Origin of the sequence: Arthrobacter sp. B3I9 (assembly GCF_030816935.1) — a bacterium.
GTDB lineage: Bacteria > Actinomycetota > Actinomycetes > Actinomycetales > Micrococcaceae > Arthrobacter.
In genome coordinates this window covers 232,195-247,215 of the sequence record NZ_JAUSYO010000001.1, presented here as the reverse complement: position 1 = coordinate 247,215, position 15,021 = coordinate 232,195, and the positions used below count along the sequence as shown (strand labels likewise).

The window sequence follows — 15,021 nt, the reverse complement described above, 5'->3', positions numbered from 1 at the left end:
AAAACATGACCAACGCCAACAACACCTCCCTCGAAAAGTACGAGGTCTGGTTCCTTACCGGCAGCCAGCACCTCTACGGCGAGGACGTCCTCAAACAGGTGGCCGGGCAGTCACAGGAGATCGCCGCCGCCCTCAACGCCTCCGCCGAGGTCCCCGTCAAGCTGGTCTGGAAACCGGTGCTGACGGACTCTGACGCGATCCGCCGCACCGCGCTGGAGGCGAATTCGAATGACGCCGTGATCGGCGTGACCGCGTGGATGCACACCTTTTCGCCTGCGAAGATGTGGATCCAGGGCCTGGACCTGCTGCGCAAACCCCTGCTGCACCTGCACACCCAGGCGAATGTCGAGCTGCCCTGGGCGGACATCGACTTCGACTTCATGAACCTGAACCAGGCCGCGCACGGCGACCGCGAGTTCGGCTACATCCAGTCACGCCTGGGCATCCCGCGCAAGACCGTCGTGGGCCACGTGTCCAACCCCGAGGTGTCCCGCCAGGTGGGATCGTGGCAGCGCGCCTCCGCAGGCTGGGCCGCCGTCCGCACCCTCAGGCTCACACGGTTCGGCGACAACATGCGCAATGTCGCCGTCACCGAAGGTGACAAGACCGAGGCTGAACTGCGCTTCGGCGTCTCGGTGAACACCTGGTCCGTGAACGAACTCGCCGCCGCCGTGCACGGCGCGCCCGATTCCGACGTCGACTCCCTCGTCGCGGAATACGAACGGCTCTACGACGTCGCCGCCGAGCTGCAGGCCGGCGGAGACCGCCACGAGTCGCTGCGCTACAGCGCACGGATTGAACTGGGCCTGCGCAGCTTCCTGGAAGCCAACGGCTCCGCCGCGTTCACCACCTCCTTCGAGGACCTCGGCACCCTCCGCCAGCTGCCGGGCATGGCGGTCCAGCGCCTCATGGCCGACGGCTACGGCTTCGGCGCCGAGGGGGACTGGAAGACCGCCATCCTGGTCCGCGCGGCCAAGGTCATGGGCGCCGGGCTCCCCGGCGGCGCCTCGCTGATGGAGGACTACACCTACCACCTCGTGCCGGGTCAGGAAAAGATCCTCGGCGCGCACATGCTCGAGGTCTGTCCCTCGCTGACCGCCGGCAAGCCGCGCGTGGAGATCCACCCGCTGGGCATCGGGGGCAAGGAAGACCCGGTCCGGATGGTCTTCGACACCGACGCCGGCCCCGGTGTGGTCGTCGCCCTGTCTGACATGCGCGACCGCTTCCGCTTGGTGGCAAACGCCGTCGATGTCGTGGACCTCGACGAGCCGCTGCCCAACCTGCCGGTGGCACGTGCGCTCTGGTCACCCAAGCCCGACTTCAGCACCTCCGCTGCCGCCTGGCTCACCGCCGGCGCCGCCCACCACACCGTCCTGACCACGGCCGTCGGCATGGACGTGTTCGAGGACTTCGCGGAAATCGCCCGCACCGAACTGCTCACCATCGACGAGGGCACCACTCTCAAGGGGTTCAAAAAGGAACTCGCCTGGAACGCCGCGTACTACAAGCTGGCCGGCGGCCTGTGACCGGCCCCGAATATGGGATCCGGAACGGGGAGTACAGTGCCATCATCACCGCCCGCGGCGCCGCGGTGCGCGAGCTGCGGCACCGGGGGCGGGACCTTGTTGTTCCGTTCCCGACGGGAGGCCCTAATGAGGACTTCCGCGGCGTCATCGTGGCGCCCTGGCCCAACCGGATCCCCGACGGCAGGTACAGGTTTGACGGGGTTGACTACCAGCTGCCCGTGAACGAACCGGACCGGAACTGCGCCCTGCACGGCTTCACCCCGGAGCTGGACTGGCAGCTGGACTCTCGATTGGAGTCAATCTTGGTCCTCTCTTGCAGGATCGGGCCGACGCCGGGATACCCGTTCGGGCTGGCGCTCACCGTGACGTACTCGCTGGACGGGGACGGCCTGCACGCCAGGGTGAGCGCGTGCAACACCGGGGAGCGGACCGCGCCCTATGGTGTCTGCCCCCACCCCTACCTGCTGGCCGGGCCCGCCCCGCTGGACGAGTGGAGCCTGGAGTTCGGCGCGGGCTCCTTCCTGGAAATGACGCCGGACGGGCGCCAACCCCTGGCCGCCAGGGCGGTGGCCGGCAGCCAGTATGACTTCCGTGGTCCGCGCGCCATCGGCGGCACTGAAATCGACAACGCTTTCACCGGGCTCGCGTTCGACGGCGGCCGCGGCCGGCTGCTGGCCCGCGACCCGGGCGGAACGGGCGTAGGGATGTCCTGGGGCAAAGGCCTGTCCTGGCTTCAGCTCTATACGCACGACAGGGAGCCACCGCTGCCCAGCCGGCTTGGTTTGGCCGCGGAACCGATGACCTGCCCGCCGGGCGCCTTCAACACCGGCACCGACCTCGTGCGGCTCGAACCAGGGGCTGTGCATGAAGTGGGCTGGTCCATTTTTGCCGCGTGAAGCAGCGGGCGGGTCACGGCGATATCAGCGTCGGCCAGTTCGGCGGAATAAAGCCGGAATGTGCGTTGACTCACATGTTACAAGAAGCTATCTTTGACCATATTGTTAGCGATAACAATCAGCAGCCGTCCACTGTCGGCTGAACCACCGTTCGACTCAGACCCCCGCATTCCTCCCGCTATTACCGCCCCTGTGGGGACACAATGACGTGAAGAACTGCGATCAGGAGCAACTTCGCGGACCCGGGTCCGCGGAAGGAGAAAATAGTGAAGATCAGGAAACTCCTGGGCGCCGTTGCGGTCGTCCTCGCAGTCACCGTCGGAGCCACCGGCTGCGGCACCCGGGGCGGCGCATCCTCGCCGTCCTCCTCCGCCGATGCCGCCGGATCCCTCGTCGGAATCTCGATGCCGACCCAGACCTCCGAACGGTGGATCGCCGACGGCAAGAACGTCTCGGATTCCGTGACGAAGCTCGGCTACAAGACCGACCTGCAGTTTGCCAATGACGACATCCCCACCCAGGTGGCGCAGATCGAGAATATGCTCACCAAGGGCGCCAAGGCCCTCATCATCGCCGCCATCGACGGGACCACCCTGACGGACGTCCTCGCCAAGGCGAAGGAGCAGAACGTCAAGGTCATCGCCTATGACCGCCTCATCAACGGCACCCCGAACGTGGACTTCTACACCACCTTCGACAACTACACGGTGGGCGTCCAGCAGGCCACGTCGTTGCTGACCGGACTGGGCCTCGTTGACGCCACCGGCAAGAAGGTCGAAGGCAAGGGCCCGTTTAACGTTGAGCTCTTCGCCGGCAGCCCGGACGACAACAACGCCAACTTCTTCTGGACCGGAGCACTGGACACGCTCAAGCCGTACCTGGACGCCGGAACCCTCAAGGTCCCCAGCGGCCAGACCAAGTTCGAGCAGGCAGCCATCCTGCGCTGGCAGGCCCCCGTGGCCCAGAAGCGCATGGAGGACATCCTCACGGCGGCCTACAGCTCGGGAACCAAGCTCGACGGCGTGCTCTCCCCCTACGACGGTCTGTCCATCGGCATCATCTCGGCCCTGACCAGCACCGGCGGCTACGCCAAGGGAAGCCTCCCGATCGTTACCGGCCAGGACGCTGAAAAGGGTTCGGTGAAGTCCATCATCGCCGGCGAGCAGTACTCCACCATCTTCAAGGACACCCGCCAGCTCGGATCCCAGGCCGTGAAGATGGTCGACGCGCTGCTGAAGGGCCAGGAGCCCGAGGTCAACGACACCAAGACCTACAACAACAAGGTCAAGGTGGTCCCCGCCTACCTGCTCAAGTCCGTCATCATCACCAAAGACAACTACAAGAAGGAACTGCTCGACTCCGGGTACTACACCGAAGCCGACGTCAAGTAGTTGCGGTGTAGGGGTGGGGGCCCGCCGTCCAGGCCGGCCGCCACCCCTCCCGTGGACCCCTGCACCCGCAGGCGGTCCCAGGCACTACCAGTCAGTGGGAATTGACGATGAACACACCCATTCTTCAAATGCGGGGCATCACCAAGACCTTCCCCGGCGTGAAGGCCCTCCAGGATGTCACCCTGGATGTGAACCGCGGCGAAGTCCATGCGATCTGCGGCGAAAACGGCGCCGGAAAATCCACCCTGATGAAGGTGCTGTCCGGCGTCTACCCGCACAGCTCCTTCGAGGGCGAGATCCTCTTCGAAAACGAACCCTGCAACTTCGCCAGCATCAATGACAGCGAGAAGCGCGGCATCGTGATCATCCACCAGGAGCTGGCGCTAAGCCCCTACCTGTCCATCGCCGAGAACATCTACCTCGGCAACGAGCAGGCCACGCGCGGCTGGGTGGACTGGCGGAAAACCAACTTGGAGGCTTCAAAACTACTGGCACGAGTGGGCCTGAGTGAAAACCCGGTGACCCCAGTCCAGCACATCAGCGTGGGCAAACAGCAGCTGGTGGAGATCGCCAAGGCGCTCTCGAAGGAGGTCAAGCTCCTCATCCTCGACGAGCCGACGGCCGCCCTCAACGACGAGGACTCGGGCCACCTGCTGGATCTGATCCTGCACCTTAAGGGCCAGGGCGTCACCAGCATCATCATCAGCCACAAGCTCAACGAAATCCGCAAGGTCGCGGACGCTGTCACCATCATCCGCGACGGCAAGACCATCGAGACCCTACGCCTGGGCGACGGTGAGATCACCCAGGAGCGCATCATCCGCGGAATGGTGGGCAGGGACTTGGGAAGCCTGTACCCGGACCGGACCCCGCGGATCGGCGAGGAGGTTCTGCGGATCGAGGACTGGTCCGTCCGGCACCCCCAGGACCACAGCCGGATGGTCGTCCACAACGCAACCCTCAACGTCCGCAAGGGCGAGGTGGTGGGCTTGGCCGGTCTGATGGGTGCCGGCAGGACGGAGCTCGCCATGAGCGTCTTCGGCCGGACCTACGGCACCGCGACCTCGGGGAGAGTCTTCAAGGACGGTGAAGAAATCAACACCTCCACCGTTGCGGCCGCGATCAAGCACGGCATCGCGTACGCCACCGAAGACCGCAAGCGCTACGGACTGAACCTCATCGAGGACATCAAGAGGAACATCTCCATGGCGGCGCTCCGCAAGCTCGTCAAGGGCGGCTGGGTGGACAAGAACGAAGAAACCATCGTGGCCAACGGCTACCGGAAAAGCATGAACATCAAGGCCCCGTCGGTTGCCGCCGTCACGGGCAAGCTCTCCGGCGGCAACCAGCAGAAAGTCGTGCTGAGCAAGTGGATGTTCTCCGACCCGGACGTGCTTATCCTCGACGAACCCACCCGCGGGATCGACGTCGGCGCGAAATTCGAGATCTACACGATCATCGCGAGGCTGGCGGCCGAAGGAAAGGCAGTCATCGTGATCTCCTCGGAATTGCCCGAGCTGCTGGGTATCTGCGACAGGATCTACACACTGTCCGCCGGGCACATCACCGGGGAGGTCCCGATCGCGGAAGCATCCCAGGAAACCCTCATGCATTACATGACCAAAGAGAAGGAATAGCGAACATGTCCGCCCTCCGAGAATCCCTGGGTTTCCTGACAAGCCGCCTCCGCCAGGTCGGCATCTTTGTCGCCCTGATCCTGATCGTCCTGCTGTTCCAGATCCTGACCGACGGCATCCTCCTGGAGCCCCAGAACGTCACCAACCTGGTGGTCCAGAACAGTTACATCCTCATCCTGGCCATCGGCATGGTGATGGTGATCATCGCCGGCCACATCGACCTGTCCGTGGGATCGATCGCCGGCTTCATCGGCGCCGTGGCCGGTGTCATGATCGTGCATTGGGGCTGGGCCTGGTGGCTGGCCATCCCGGCCTGCCTGCTGGTCGGAGCGCTGGTGGGTGCCTGGCAGGGGTACTGGATCGCGTACATCGGAATCCCTGCCTTCATCGTGACCCTTGCCGGGATGCTGATTTTCCGGGGCTTGACCCTGATCACCCTCAAGAACCAGCAGATCACCCCCTTCCCGTCCGAGCTGCGGGCGCTGGGCGGCGGCTTCCTGCCGGACATTTCCGGCGGAAACTCCGCGCTGGAATGGCTGACCGTCATCCTGGGCGTCGGCGCCACGCTGGCGCTGGTGATACAGGCACTCAAGGAACGCCGGATCCGCAAGAAGTTTGAACTCGAGAACGAGCCGATGGTCTGGTTCGCGATCAAGACGACCTTCATCGCGCTGCTCATGCTGACCATCACCTTCCTGCTCGCAAGCTACCGGGGCACCCCGATCGTGCTGATCGTGCTCGCGGTCCTCGTAATCGTCTACACGGCCCTGATGAACAACAGCGTCTTCGGCCGTCACACCTACGCCATCGGCGGGAACCTCCACGCTGCCGAGCTCTCCGGGATCAAGACCAAGGCGGTCACGTTCCGGCTCTTCGTGAACATGGGCGTCCTCGCTGCCCTGGCCGGCCTCGTGTTCACCGCCCGGCTCAACTCAGCCCAGCCCGCCGGCGGCACCGGGTTCGAACTGGACGCCATCGCGGCGGCCTTTATCGGCGGCGCCGCTGTCCAGGGCGGCATCGGTACCGTGGCAGGAGCCCTGATCGGCGGCCTGATCATGGGCGTGCTCAACAACGGCATGTCCATCCTCGGCCTCGGCACCGACTACCAGCAGCTCATCAAGGGCCTGGTGCTGCTCCTGGCCGTCGGTTTCGACATCTTCAACAAGAACCGCAGCGGGACCGGCGGAGGATCTACTCTCGGCGGGCGCTTCAAGCGGAAGACGACCCCGCCGGCGGCCTCGGAGGCCGGGAAGCCGGCGGAGGAACGTCCAGTCTCGGTAACGGCGGCCAGCTAGCGCGGACAGGGGAGCGGCGGAGCAGGCCTCCACTCCTGAAAGCCACGGGTGTCCTAAAACGCCAGCGGCCCGGGTTGGTCCAGAACGGGCCAGCCCGGGCTGCTTTTTGTTGCCCGGTGCTATCGTCCGGACGGCGATGCGGTCTGGGTGACGACAGGAGTGCCGCCGGCTATGACGGCGTCGACTTCAGCCTGTTCCTTCGCGCCCCAGGTTTCCCGCGTGTTCAGGACACCGACCAGGCCAATGACACCGACCAGGACGTAGAGCGAGGCGCCGCCGGCCCAGCCGAAGACTGAGGCCAAAAGCACCGCGAGGAAGGGCGCGAATCCGGAGATGGAGGCGGCAACCTGGTAACCGATGGAAGCTCCGGAGGTCCGGGTGTTGGTCCGGAACAGCTCCGCGAACCAGGCGGCCTGCGCGCCCGTGAACGTTGCATGGATGACGCCGATGCCGATCACGAAGGCGAGCACGATCAGGATGGGGTTGCCGGTGTTGCTGAGCAGGAACATCGGGAAGCCGAAGACGATGACGGCGACCGTTCCGCCGAGGTAGAGCTTGCGGCGGCCGATACGGTCGGTGAGGGCGCCGGCGAGCATCGTCACCGGGATCGCGAGGAGGCTGGCGATCACAATGCCCGTCAGGCCCACGGCCCGGTCTGCGGGGTTGTTCGTGGTGATGTAGGAGAGCAGATAGGTGGCCGTCACGTAGTAGGCGCAGCTTTCCACAATGCGCAGGGAAATCACCCGCAGGATGTTGCGCCAGTCATTTTTGATGACGGTGGCGAGCGGGTTCTTGACGATCCTGCCGGCTGCCTTGGTGTGTTCGAACTCAGGTGATTCCTCGAGCTTCATCCGCACCACGAGCCCGACGACGATCAGGACCGAGCTGGCGAGGAACGGCAACCGCCAGGCCCAGTCCGTCTGTAGGGAGGCGGAGAGCAGGAAGGCGGCGTTGGCCAGGGTGATGCCCAGCGGGTTTGCCGGCCTGGGGGATGGCGGCAAAGCGGCCGCGCTGCTTCCAAGGCGCGTGCTCGAACGTCATCATTACGGCGCCGCCCCATTCCGCTCCGAAGGCCAACCCCTGGATCATCCGGATGATGACGAGCAGGATGGGTGCGAGGATTCCCACCTGGCCATACGTGGGAAGGCAGCCGATCAGCACGGTTGCGATGCCCATGGTCAGCAGGGCGCCGACGAGTACCGGCTTCCGGCCGTACTTGTCACCCAGATAGCCGCCGACAGCTCCGCCGATTGGGCGCATGAGGAAGCCCACCGCCAGGGTGGCGAAAGCCAACAATGTTCCGACGACGGGATCGGTGTTGGGAAAGAAGACTTTGCCGAAGTACAGGGCTGCCGCCGTGCCGTACGCGACGAAGTCATAGTTTTCAACACATGTGCCGGCTGCCGAGGCGATGGCCGTTTTGATCTTGCCGGGGGAGCCGTGGGCGGCCTGCCGCTGCCGCTCGGTGACTTCTGCGCTCATGTCGTATATCTCCTTTGATATTGCTGGGCGGCTCGGGCTGGTGCCGCAGGCCGGTTGGACTTGCTGGTTTTGCTGCGTTCTAAACTTGGTCGGCGAGTTCCCGGGCTGCCTCGAGCTCCATGTCGTGGAGTTTGCGGACGCGCCGAATGGTGTCCTCGTCGTTGTCGAACTTCGCGTCGAGGAAGGACTGCAGGACTTCCTTGGCCGTCGCCCGGCCCACCAGCCAGGCGCCCATGGCGATGACGTTTGCGTCGTCGTGCTCCACGCTCTGGTGGGCGGAGTACACGTCGTGACCCAGCGCGCAGCGGATGCCGGGAATCTTGTTGGCGGCCATGACGGCTCCGACACCGGTTCCGCAGACGAGGACTGCGCGCTGGGCCTGGCCGGTTTTCACGAGGTCACAGGTGGCCTTGGTGATGTCCGGGAAGTCCACCGGGGCCTCGCTTGGCGCGCCGCAGTCAATGACGTCATGGCCGAGGTCCTCAAGGACGGACCGGACGAATTCTTTCAGGGGGAAGCCGGCATGGTCGTTGCCGAGTGCGATTTTCATGGATCTCCTTAGTTCGGGACGTCGAGGGCTGGGCAAGGGAGATGAGCGGGCAACTCGTGCGCCCATGGAATCGATTCCATGGCGCCGCTGCGTGTAACAGCAAGGGCCGAGGCGCGGCTGGCCAGGGCCATCGCGGCAGGCAGGTCGCCTGGAGCGGCCACCAGGGAGGCAGCGAGGTAGCCCACGAAGGTGTCTCCGGCCCCGGTGGTGTCCGCGGTGGCGACCTTAACCGCGGGCACGTGCACCAGATGGCCGTCGAGGACGGTGAAGGAGCCCTCCGCGCCGGCAGTGCCGACGATGGCCGCGCCGAGGACAGCGGGCAGGGTTGCGGCCAACTCCCGGTGGTCGCCGTCAGTCCCCGCGAGACCTGAAAGGGCCCGGATTTCCTGTTCGTTGACCACGAGAAGATCGACGTTCTCCAGCAGGCCGTCGAGGTGGCGGGGGGCGGGGGCCGCATTGAGGATGACGAATGCTCCGGCCTGCTTCGCAATCCGCGCGGCCTGCCGGACCAGCTCGGCCGGGATCTCAAGTTGGAGGACCAGGACATCGCCGGCCGTGAGCGCGGCGAGTCCGGTTACTACGTCGTCGAGGGTAAGGCCGGCGTTCGCCCCCGGGCTGACGATGATCTGGTTTTCCCCGGAGTCGTCAACCGCGATGACCGCCGTTCCGGTGGCGGCGGTGCCGAGGACCCGCACGTGGCCGACGTCGATGTGGGCCTCGGACAGAGTCTCGAGAATCTGTCGCCCGTGGGCGTCGTCCCCGAGGGCGCCCGTGAACTTCACGGGGGCTCCGGCGCGGGCCGCAGCGATCCCCTGGTTGCCGCCCTTGCCGCCCGGACTGAACGTGGCGTCCGAGCCGCGGACAGTCTCGCCGGGCCGGGGAAGGGAGCGGACGCGGATTGTCTGGTCAATATTGAGGCTTCCGACCACAAAAACCGTGTTCATTGGACCTGCTCCTTTTGTGGTGTCTGCGCGGTTCCTGATTTGCGGGGCACGGGGAATGGTGCGAGGGGGAAAGGGACGCTCATGGTCGCTCCAGAATGGGATCCGGCGTGCCGGAGGAGGCCCGGACAATCAGCTGGCTCGGCAGGACCACTGATTCGGGCTTCTGTCCGTCAATGACCTCGAGCAGAAGCCGGACCGCAGTCCGGCCCATGGCCTCCACATCGTGGGCGATGACCGTAAGCGGTGGGTCCAGCAGTGAAAACCACTCGATATCGTCGAAGGCAACCAGCGCCATGTCCCGGCCGATCCGCAGGCCCTTCCGGTTGAGGGTGGCCAGCGCTCCGACGGCCATCGGGCTGTCCGCGGCCAGCAGCGCCGTCGGCGGCTGCGCAAGACCCAGCAGGTGGTGGGCTCCCGCCGAACCGCTGGCAGACTGGAAGTCGCCGAAATACGTCAGGGCCGGATCGGTGCTGAGTCCGAAGTCCGCGGCGGCACGTGCAAAAGACCTGAGCCGGTCCCGTCCGGTGGAGGTGGACTGGGGCCCGGCGATGTAACCGACGCGTTCGTGGCCCTGGCGGACGAGATGCTCCACGGCCTCGCGGATGCCGGAGTCGCTGTCCGTTGTCACGCTGGGCACGTCGATGCCGTCCACGGTGCGGTCGACGAAGACCGTGGCGATGTCGCGTTCCAACAGCGCGTGCAGGCTGGAACTTCCCTGGCCCTGCGGCGCGGCAATGACCCCGTCAACCCGCTGCGAGATGAAGGTATCCAGGTACCGGTCCTGCTGGGGGATGCTCTCGTTGGCGTTGCCCAGCAGAGTGACAAGTCCTTCGGCCAGGGCTGCCTGCTCGGCGGCGTGCGCGAGGTCGGCGAAGAAGGGGTTTCGGACATCCGAGACAAGGAGCCCGATGACGTTGGTCCGGGTGGAGCGGAGCGCCCGCGCCTGGGCATTGGGATGGAAGTCCAGTTCGGCCACGGCGGCGGCCACCTTCTGGCGTGAGGCGGCCGATGTGGCGGGGTTTCCGGACAGCACCCGGGAGGCCGTGGCGGCGGAGACACCGGCCAGCGCCGCCACGTCCTTGATGGTGATGGAAGGTCCCGTCACTGCTGTGCCTTTCGCTGCGCCGGCGCTTGGTCTGCCGGCTCATCTTTCCGTTATGGAATCGATTCCATGAAATCGTTTCCACAAGTATGTGGCCCACCTAACAGGGTGTCAACAGCTCGGAAACCTCCACGCCTCCCGACTGACTCACAGTAGTCGCCGTTATGCGCGTCGAATGGACCACAACTGCGAGTTAGTCGGGGGTCGGCTACGCGGTTGAACAAACCCGCTTCCGAGGAGCATCCTTAGGCGTGGATATCATGAGATGAGGATCAGAAATGGGAACCATTGACCTGAACAGCGACGTCGGTGAGTCATTCGGCCGCTGGACACTGGGCGACGACACAGCGATGTTCCGCTCCGTTTCCAGTGCGAACGTGGCCTGCGGTTTCCATGCGGGGGACCCCCGCGTCATACGGCAGACGTGCCGCGAGGCTGTCGCTGCCGGAGTCGTGATCGGCGCGCACGTCGGCTACCGCGACCTCGCCGGGTTCGGCCGCCGCTTCCTGGACATAGACCCGGGCGAACTGGCGGACGACGTCGTGTACCAGATCGGAGCGCTGCAGGCGCTGGCCGCCGTCGAGGGCGGGACCGTCAAGTACGTCAAGCCGCACGGCGGTCTCTACAACGCCATCGTTTCGCACACAGCCCAGGCGCAGGCCGTCGTCGACGCAGTAAGGTCCGTTGACCCGAACCTTCCGGTCCTGGGCCTGCCCGGTTCCGAAGTGCTGCGCCTGGCCGAGGCCGCCGGGCTCCGCGCCGTTCCCGAAGCCTTTGCGGACCGTGCCTACAACCCGGACGGCACGCTCGTGTCCCGCACCCTCCCCGGTGCCGTATTGCACGACACCGCCGAGGTGACGGAGCACGTGCTCCGAATGGCCTCCGATTCCGCCGTCAGGACAATCGACGGCTCCATCCTGAAGATCCGCGCGGAAAGCGTCTGCGTCCACGGCGACTCGCCGGGAGCCGTCAGCATGGCAGCCGCGGTCCGGGAAGCGCTCACCGCGGCGGGTATTACCACGGCCGCCTTTATCTGAACCGGAGTTCCGCACCATTATCCGAGCACAGACAGCACCCGCACACCGGAGGAAAACCATGGCCACACCTCACCAGGCCACACCGGCTGCATCCAAAGGGAAGCTGCCACCGGGCGCCCTCAAGGCTTACATCGCAAGCCTGACCGGGACCTCGCTGGAGTACTACGACTTTGCAATCTACTCCGTGGCCTCAGCCCTGGTGTTCCCCAAGATTTTCTTCCCAGGCAACGACGAGTTCGTCGGACTCCTCCTGTCCTTCTCGACGTTCGCGGTAGGCTACCTCGCCCGCCCCATCGGCGGCATCGTCTTCGGCCGGCTGGGCGACAAGATCGGCCGCAAGCACGTCCTCGTCATCACGCTCCTGTTGATCGGCGTAGCGACAGTGCTGATCGGCGTGCTGCCTGATTACTCGGTGATCGGCGTGGCCGCCCCCACGATCCTGGTGTTGCTTCGACTGGCCCAGGGCATCGGCGTCGGCGGCGAATGGGGCGGTGCCGTCCTGCTGTCCAGCGAGTTCGGCGACGCCCACAAGCGCGGCTTCTGGTCCTCGGCTGCGCAGATCGGACCGCCCGCCGGCAACCTGATGGCCAACGGCGTCTTGGCAGTTCTTGCCGCTGCCCTCAGCGCCCAGGACTTCCTGTCCTGGGGCTGGCGTATTGCCTTCCTCGCCTCCGCGCTGCTGGTGGTCTTCGGCCTGGTGATCCGGCTCAAGCTTGAGGAGACCCCGATCTTCAAGGCGATAAAGGGGCATGGTGAGGCTCCGAAGGCGCCCATCACGGACGTCTTCCGACAGGAACCTCGCGCCCTCGTCGCGGCAGCCCTGTCGCGGGTCGGCCCGGACGTGCTCTATTCGCTGCTTACAGTCTTCGTGGCTGTCTACGCCACCAAGGAACTGGGCATGACCACGAGCAATGTGCTGGCGGCCATCCTGATCGGCTCCGCCTTCCAGCTGGTGCTGATACCGGCGGCCGGCGCCCTCACGGACCGCATCAACCGCCGCTTGGTCTACGGCGTCGCCGCCGTCGGCACTGCCGTCTACATCCCGCTGTTTTTCCTGATGATCCAAGGCAGGTCCGTGGCCATGCTCACGGTGGGCGTCGTGATCGGCCTGGCGTTCCATGCATTCATGTACGGCCCGCAGGCCGCCTACATCACCGAACAGTTCCCGGCCCGGCTGCGCTACGCGGGCAGTTCGCTGGCCTACACGCTCGCCGGCGTGATCGGCGGAGCGATCGCTCCGCTTGTCTTCACCGCACTTTACGCTGCCTCCGGCAACTGGTTCACCATCGCGGCGTACTTGGCCGTCGCATCGGCCGTCACCGTCGTCGGCCTGGCCCTCGGCCGGAACCCGCAGACCGAGGAAGAGGAGAGGCTCCTGGCGGAATCGCGGCTCTGATGGGCGGTCCAATCCGGGCAGGCACCGGCATGATGGAAGCAGTCGGTGATTGAGGCAACAACGGAAGCGGGGGAAACGTTGGCAGGACAGCAGGAGGCGGTACACAGAGTGCGTTCCGTGCGGGCGGTGGGCACCCGCGCGGTGCTCGCCGAATTGTCCGGAACCCAGAGTGTTCTTGCCCTGCAGGCGCTGCTCCTCGAGAAGCCGCTTCCGGGCCAGCTGGACGTGCTGCCAGCGGCGGAGACAGTCCTGGTCACCGCGGACTCGTCCGTGTCCGCCCGGCGGATCGCGGAGCAGCTGCTCCAGCTCGACCTCGAAGGCGGGGTGCAGCATGAGGGCGAACTGGTGGTCATCGACACCGTTTACGACGGCGAAGATCTCGCCGAAGTGGGGGAGCTGACCGGCCTCGGAACGGATGGCGTCATCGCAGCCCACTCCGGCCAGGTCTGGACTGTGGCCTTCGCCGGCTTCGCCCCGGGATTCGGGTACATGGTGGGGGAGAACCAGGCGCTGAACGTGCCCCGCCGCGCCTCGCCACGCACGGCCGTCCCGGGCGGCTCGGTGGCGCTGGCCGGCACTTACTCGGCCGTTTACCCGCGCCCTTCACCGGGCGGCTGGCAGCTGATCGGCCGCACCGGCGCCGTGATGTGGGACCTGGACCGGGAACAGCCCGCGCTGGCCGGCCCGGGGCACCGTGTCCAGTTCCGTGCGGTCCGGGATGTCGTAAAAATGGCGCCCGAGCACCCCTCCGTTTCTGCTGCCGCCCCGGTGGATGCAGGGCTCCGGATCATCGCCCCCGGGGTGCAGTCCCTGATCCAGGACCTGGGCCGGCACGGCCACTCCGGCTTGGGCGTTTCTGCCGCCGGCGCGTTGGACAGGGCCTCGCTGCGCCGGGCCAACCGCCTCGTCGGGAACGCGGCGTCGGCTGCGGCGATAGAAACCGTGGCCGGCGGCCTCAGGGTCCAGGCCGTCGGCGACCGGGTCCTCGCGGTGGCCGGGGCGCCGTCGGAACTGACCATCGAAGCACTCCCGTACGCCGACGCCGACACCGACGCCGACACGGACGGCGGCGCCGAGGAGGTCCGCCAGCGTACCGTGCCGATGGCTGCCCCGTTCGCCTTGCTGGACGGCGAGACGCTGACCATCGGCCGGCCCCTGGCCGGCTTCCGCAGCTATCTGGCTGTGCGCGGCGGCGTGGACGTCGCTCCGGTGCTCGGCAGCCGGTCCACCGACACCATGTCCGGCATCGGCCCGCCGCCGCTGGCCGCGGGGCGGCTCCTTGCCGCCGGGGCGGAAACCGCCTCTGCCGCGGTCGGAAATCCCGAACTGCAGCCGGAGTTCCCCGGCACCGGCGTGACCGTCCTCGACGTCGTCCCGGGCCCACGCGCCGACTGGTTTGACCAGTCGGCGCTGGACTCCCTCACGAACCAGGAATGGTCCGTGAGACCGCAGTCCAACCGGGTGGGCATGCGTCTGGACGGCGCCGCGTTGCAGCGCACCCGCGCCGGAGAACTGCCCAGCGAGGGCACCGTTGCCGGCGCCCTGCAGGTTCCTCCGGAAGGCCTGCCGGTGCTCTTCCTCGCCGATCATCCGATCACCGGCGGGTACCCGGTGATCGCCGTCGTCGTCGACTCCCAGCTGGATCTTGCCGCCCAGGTTCCGATCGGCGGCAGAATCCGTTTCCGCTGGGCGCCCGCCGGAACAGAAGTCGTGAAGGGCTCCCCGACGGGGACTGTCCCTCAGGAGGCGTGAACCGGGCTGCGGT

Annotated in this window: 13 protein-coding genes; 8 read left to right on the top strand and 5 right to left on the bottom strand. The window is 66.2% G+C overall.

Features of this window, described 5'->3' with window-relative positions; translation table 11 throughout:
• The first annotated feature begins 5 nt into the window (after positions 1-5).
• The 5 genes from araA (at position 6) to mmsB (ending at position 6,745) form a co-directional block, all read left to right on the top strand.
• On the top strand, positions 6-1,526 hold the full coding sequence (gene araA, locus QFZ65_RS01275) for an L-arabinose isomerase (RefSeq protein WP_306907641.1): 1,521 nt from the start codon (positions 6-8) through the stop codon (positions 1,524-1,526).
• On the top strand, positions 1,523-2,422 hold the full coding sequence (locus QFZ65_RS01270; RefSeq protein ID WP_306907639.1) for an aldose 1-epimerase family protein: 900 nt from the start codon (positions 1,523-1,525) through the stop codon (positions 2,420-2,422). The genes araA and QFZ65_RS01270 overlap by 4 nt, the downstream gene beginning before the upstream one ends.
• 266 nt (positions 2,423-2,688) lie before the next feature.
• Entirely contained in the window at positions 2,689-3,813 is a 1,125-nt protein-coding gene (gene chvE / locus QFZ65_RS01265) for a multiple monosaccharide ABC transporter substrate-binding protein (protein ID WP_306907638.1), read from the top strand.
• 107 nt (positions 3,814-3,920) lie between these two features.
• Positions 3,921-5,450 carry a multiple monosaccharide ABC transporter ATP-binding protein gene (gene mmsA, locus QFZ65_RS01260; RefSeq protein ID WP_306907636.1) on the top strand — a complete coding sequence of 510 codons (1,530 nt, stop codon included), beginning with the start codon at positions 3,921-3,923 and terminating at the stop codon, positions 5,448-5,450.
• Between the two features lie 5 nt (positions 5,451-5,455).
• Positions 5,456-6,745 (top strand): multiple monosaccharide ABC transporter permease, encoded by a 1,290-nt coding sequence (mmsB, locus tag QFZ65_RS01255; protein ID WP_306907634.1) that lies wholly within the window; start codon positions 5,456-5,458, stop codon positions 6,743-6,745.
• Positions 6,746-6,864: 119 nt separating this feature from the next.
• Here the strand turns inward: mmsB and QFZ65_RS01250 are convergent, their stop codons facing one another.
• The 5 genes from QFZ65_RS01250 to QFZ65_RS01230 form a co-directional block, all read right to left on the bottom strand.
• Complete coding sequence (locus QFZ65_RS01250) at positions 6,865-7,647, bottom strand: MFS transporter (protein WP_306907632.1); 783 nt, start codon at positions 7,645-7,647, stop codon at positions 6,865-6,867.
• Entirely contained in the window at positions 7,574-8,227 is a 654-nt protein-coding gene (locus QFZ65_RS01245) for an MFS transporter (RefSeq protein ID WP_306907631.1), read from the bottom strand. The genes QFZ65_RS01250 and QFZ65_RS01245 overlap by 74 nt, the downstream gene beginning before the upstream one ends.
• 79 nt (positions 8,228-8,306) lie before the next feature.
• Positions 8,307-8,777 carry an RpiB/LacA/LacB family sugar-phosphate isomerase gene (locus QFZ65_RS01240; protein WP_306907629.1) on the bottom strand — a complete coding sequence of 157 codons (471 nt, stop codon included), beginning with the start codon at positions 8,775-8,777 and terminating at the stop codon, positions 8,307-8,309.
• 8 nt (positions 8,778-8,785) lie between these two features.
• Positions 8,786-9,721, bottom strand: a complete 936-nt coding sequence (locus tag QFZ65_RS01235) for a ribokinase (protein WP_306907626.1) — start codon at positions 9,719-9,721, stop codon at positions 8,786-8,788.
• A 79-nt stretch (positions 9,722-9,800) separates the two neighbouring features.
• Positions 9,801-10,826, bottom strand: coding sequence for a LacI family DNA-binding transcriptional regulator (locus QFZ65_RS01230; protein WP_306907624.1), 1,026 nt, complete (start codon positions 10,824-10,826; stop codon positions 9,801-9,803).
• Positions 10,827-11,101: 275 nt separating this feature from the next.
• Here QFZ65_RS01230 and QFZ65_RS01225 point away from each other — a divergent pair, with 275 nt between their 5' ends.
• The 3 genes from QFZ65_RS01225 to QFZ65_RS01215 all read left to right on the top strand — a co-directional run bounded on the left by QFZ65_RS01225 (position 11,102) and on the right by QFZ65_RS01215 (position 15,008).
• Positions 11,102-11,860 carry a LamB/YcsF family protein gene (locus QFZ65_RS01225; protein ID WP_306907621.1) on the top strand — a complete coding sequence of 253 codons (759 nt, stop codon included), beginning with the start codon at positions 11,102-11,104 and terminating at the stop codon, positions 11,858-11,860.
• Positions 11,861-11,918: 58 nt separating this feature from the next.
• Positions 11,919-13,256, top strand: coding sequence for an MFS transporter (locus tag QFZ65_RS01220; protein WP_306907619.1), 1,338 nt, complete (start codon positions 11,919-11,921; stop codon positions 13,254-13,256).
• Positions 13,257-13,382: 126 nt separating this feature from the next.
• Positions 13,383-15,008, top strand: a complete 1,626-nt coding sequence (locus tag QFZ65_RS01215) for a 5-oxoprolinase/urea amidolyase family protein (RefSeq protein ID WP_306912464.1) — start codon at positions 13,383-13,385, stop codon at positions 15,006-15,008.
• Positions 15,009-15,021: the final 13 nt, after the last annotated feature.

Excerpts from the sequence above, each read along its gene's own strand:
- mmsB (WP_306907634.1), top strand. The coding sequence starts at position 5,456 with ATGTCCGCCCTCCGAGAATCCCTGGGTTTCCTGACAAGCCGCCTCCGC.
- QFZ65_RS01240 (WP_306907629.1), bottom strand. The coding sequence starts at position 8,777 with ATGAAAATCGCACTCGGCAACGACCATGCCGGCTTCCCCCTGAAAGAA.
- QFZ65_RS01245 (WP_306907631.1), bottom strand. The coding sequence starts at position 8,227 with ATGAGCGCAGAAGTCACCGAGCGGCAGCGGCAGGCCGCCCACGGCTCC.
- QFZ65_RS01235 (WP_306907626.1), bottom strand. The coding sequence starts at position 9,721 with ATGAACACGGTTTTTGTGGTCGGAAGCCTCAATATTGACCAGACAATC.
- QFZ65_RS01225 (WP_306907621.1), top strand. The coding sequence starts at position 11,102 with ATGGGAACCATTGACCTGAACAGCGACGTCGGTGAGTCATTCGGCCGC.
- QFZ65_RS01220 (WP_306907619.1), top strand. The coding sequence starts at position 11,919 with ATGGCCACACCTCACCAGGCCACACCGGCTGCATCCAAAGGGAAGCTG.
- mmsA (WP_306907636.1), top strand. The coding sequence starts at position 3,921 with ATGAACACACCCATTCTTCAAATGCGGGGCATCACCAAGACCTTCCCC.
- araA (WP_306907641.1), top strand. The coding sequence starts at position 6 with ATGACCAACGCCAACAACACCTCCCTCGAAAAGTACGAGGTCTGGTTC.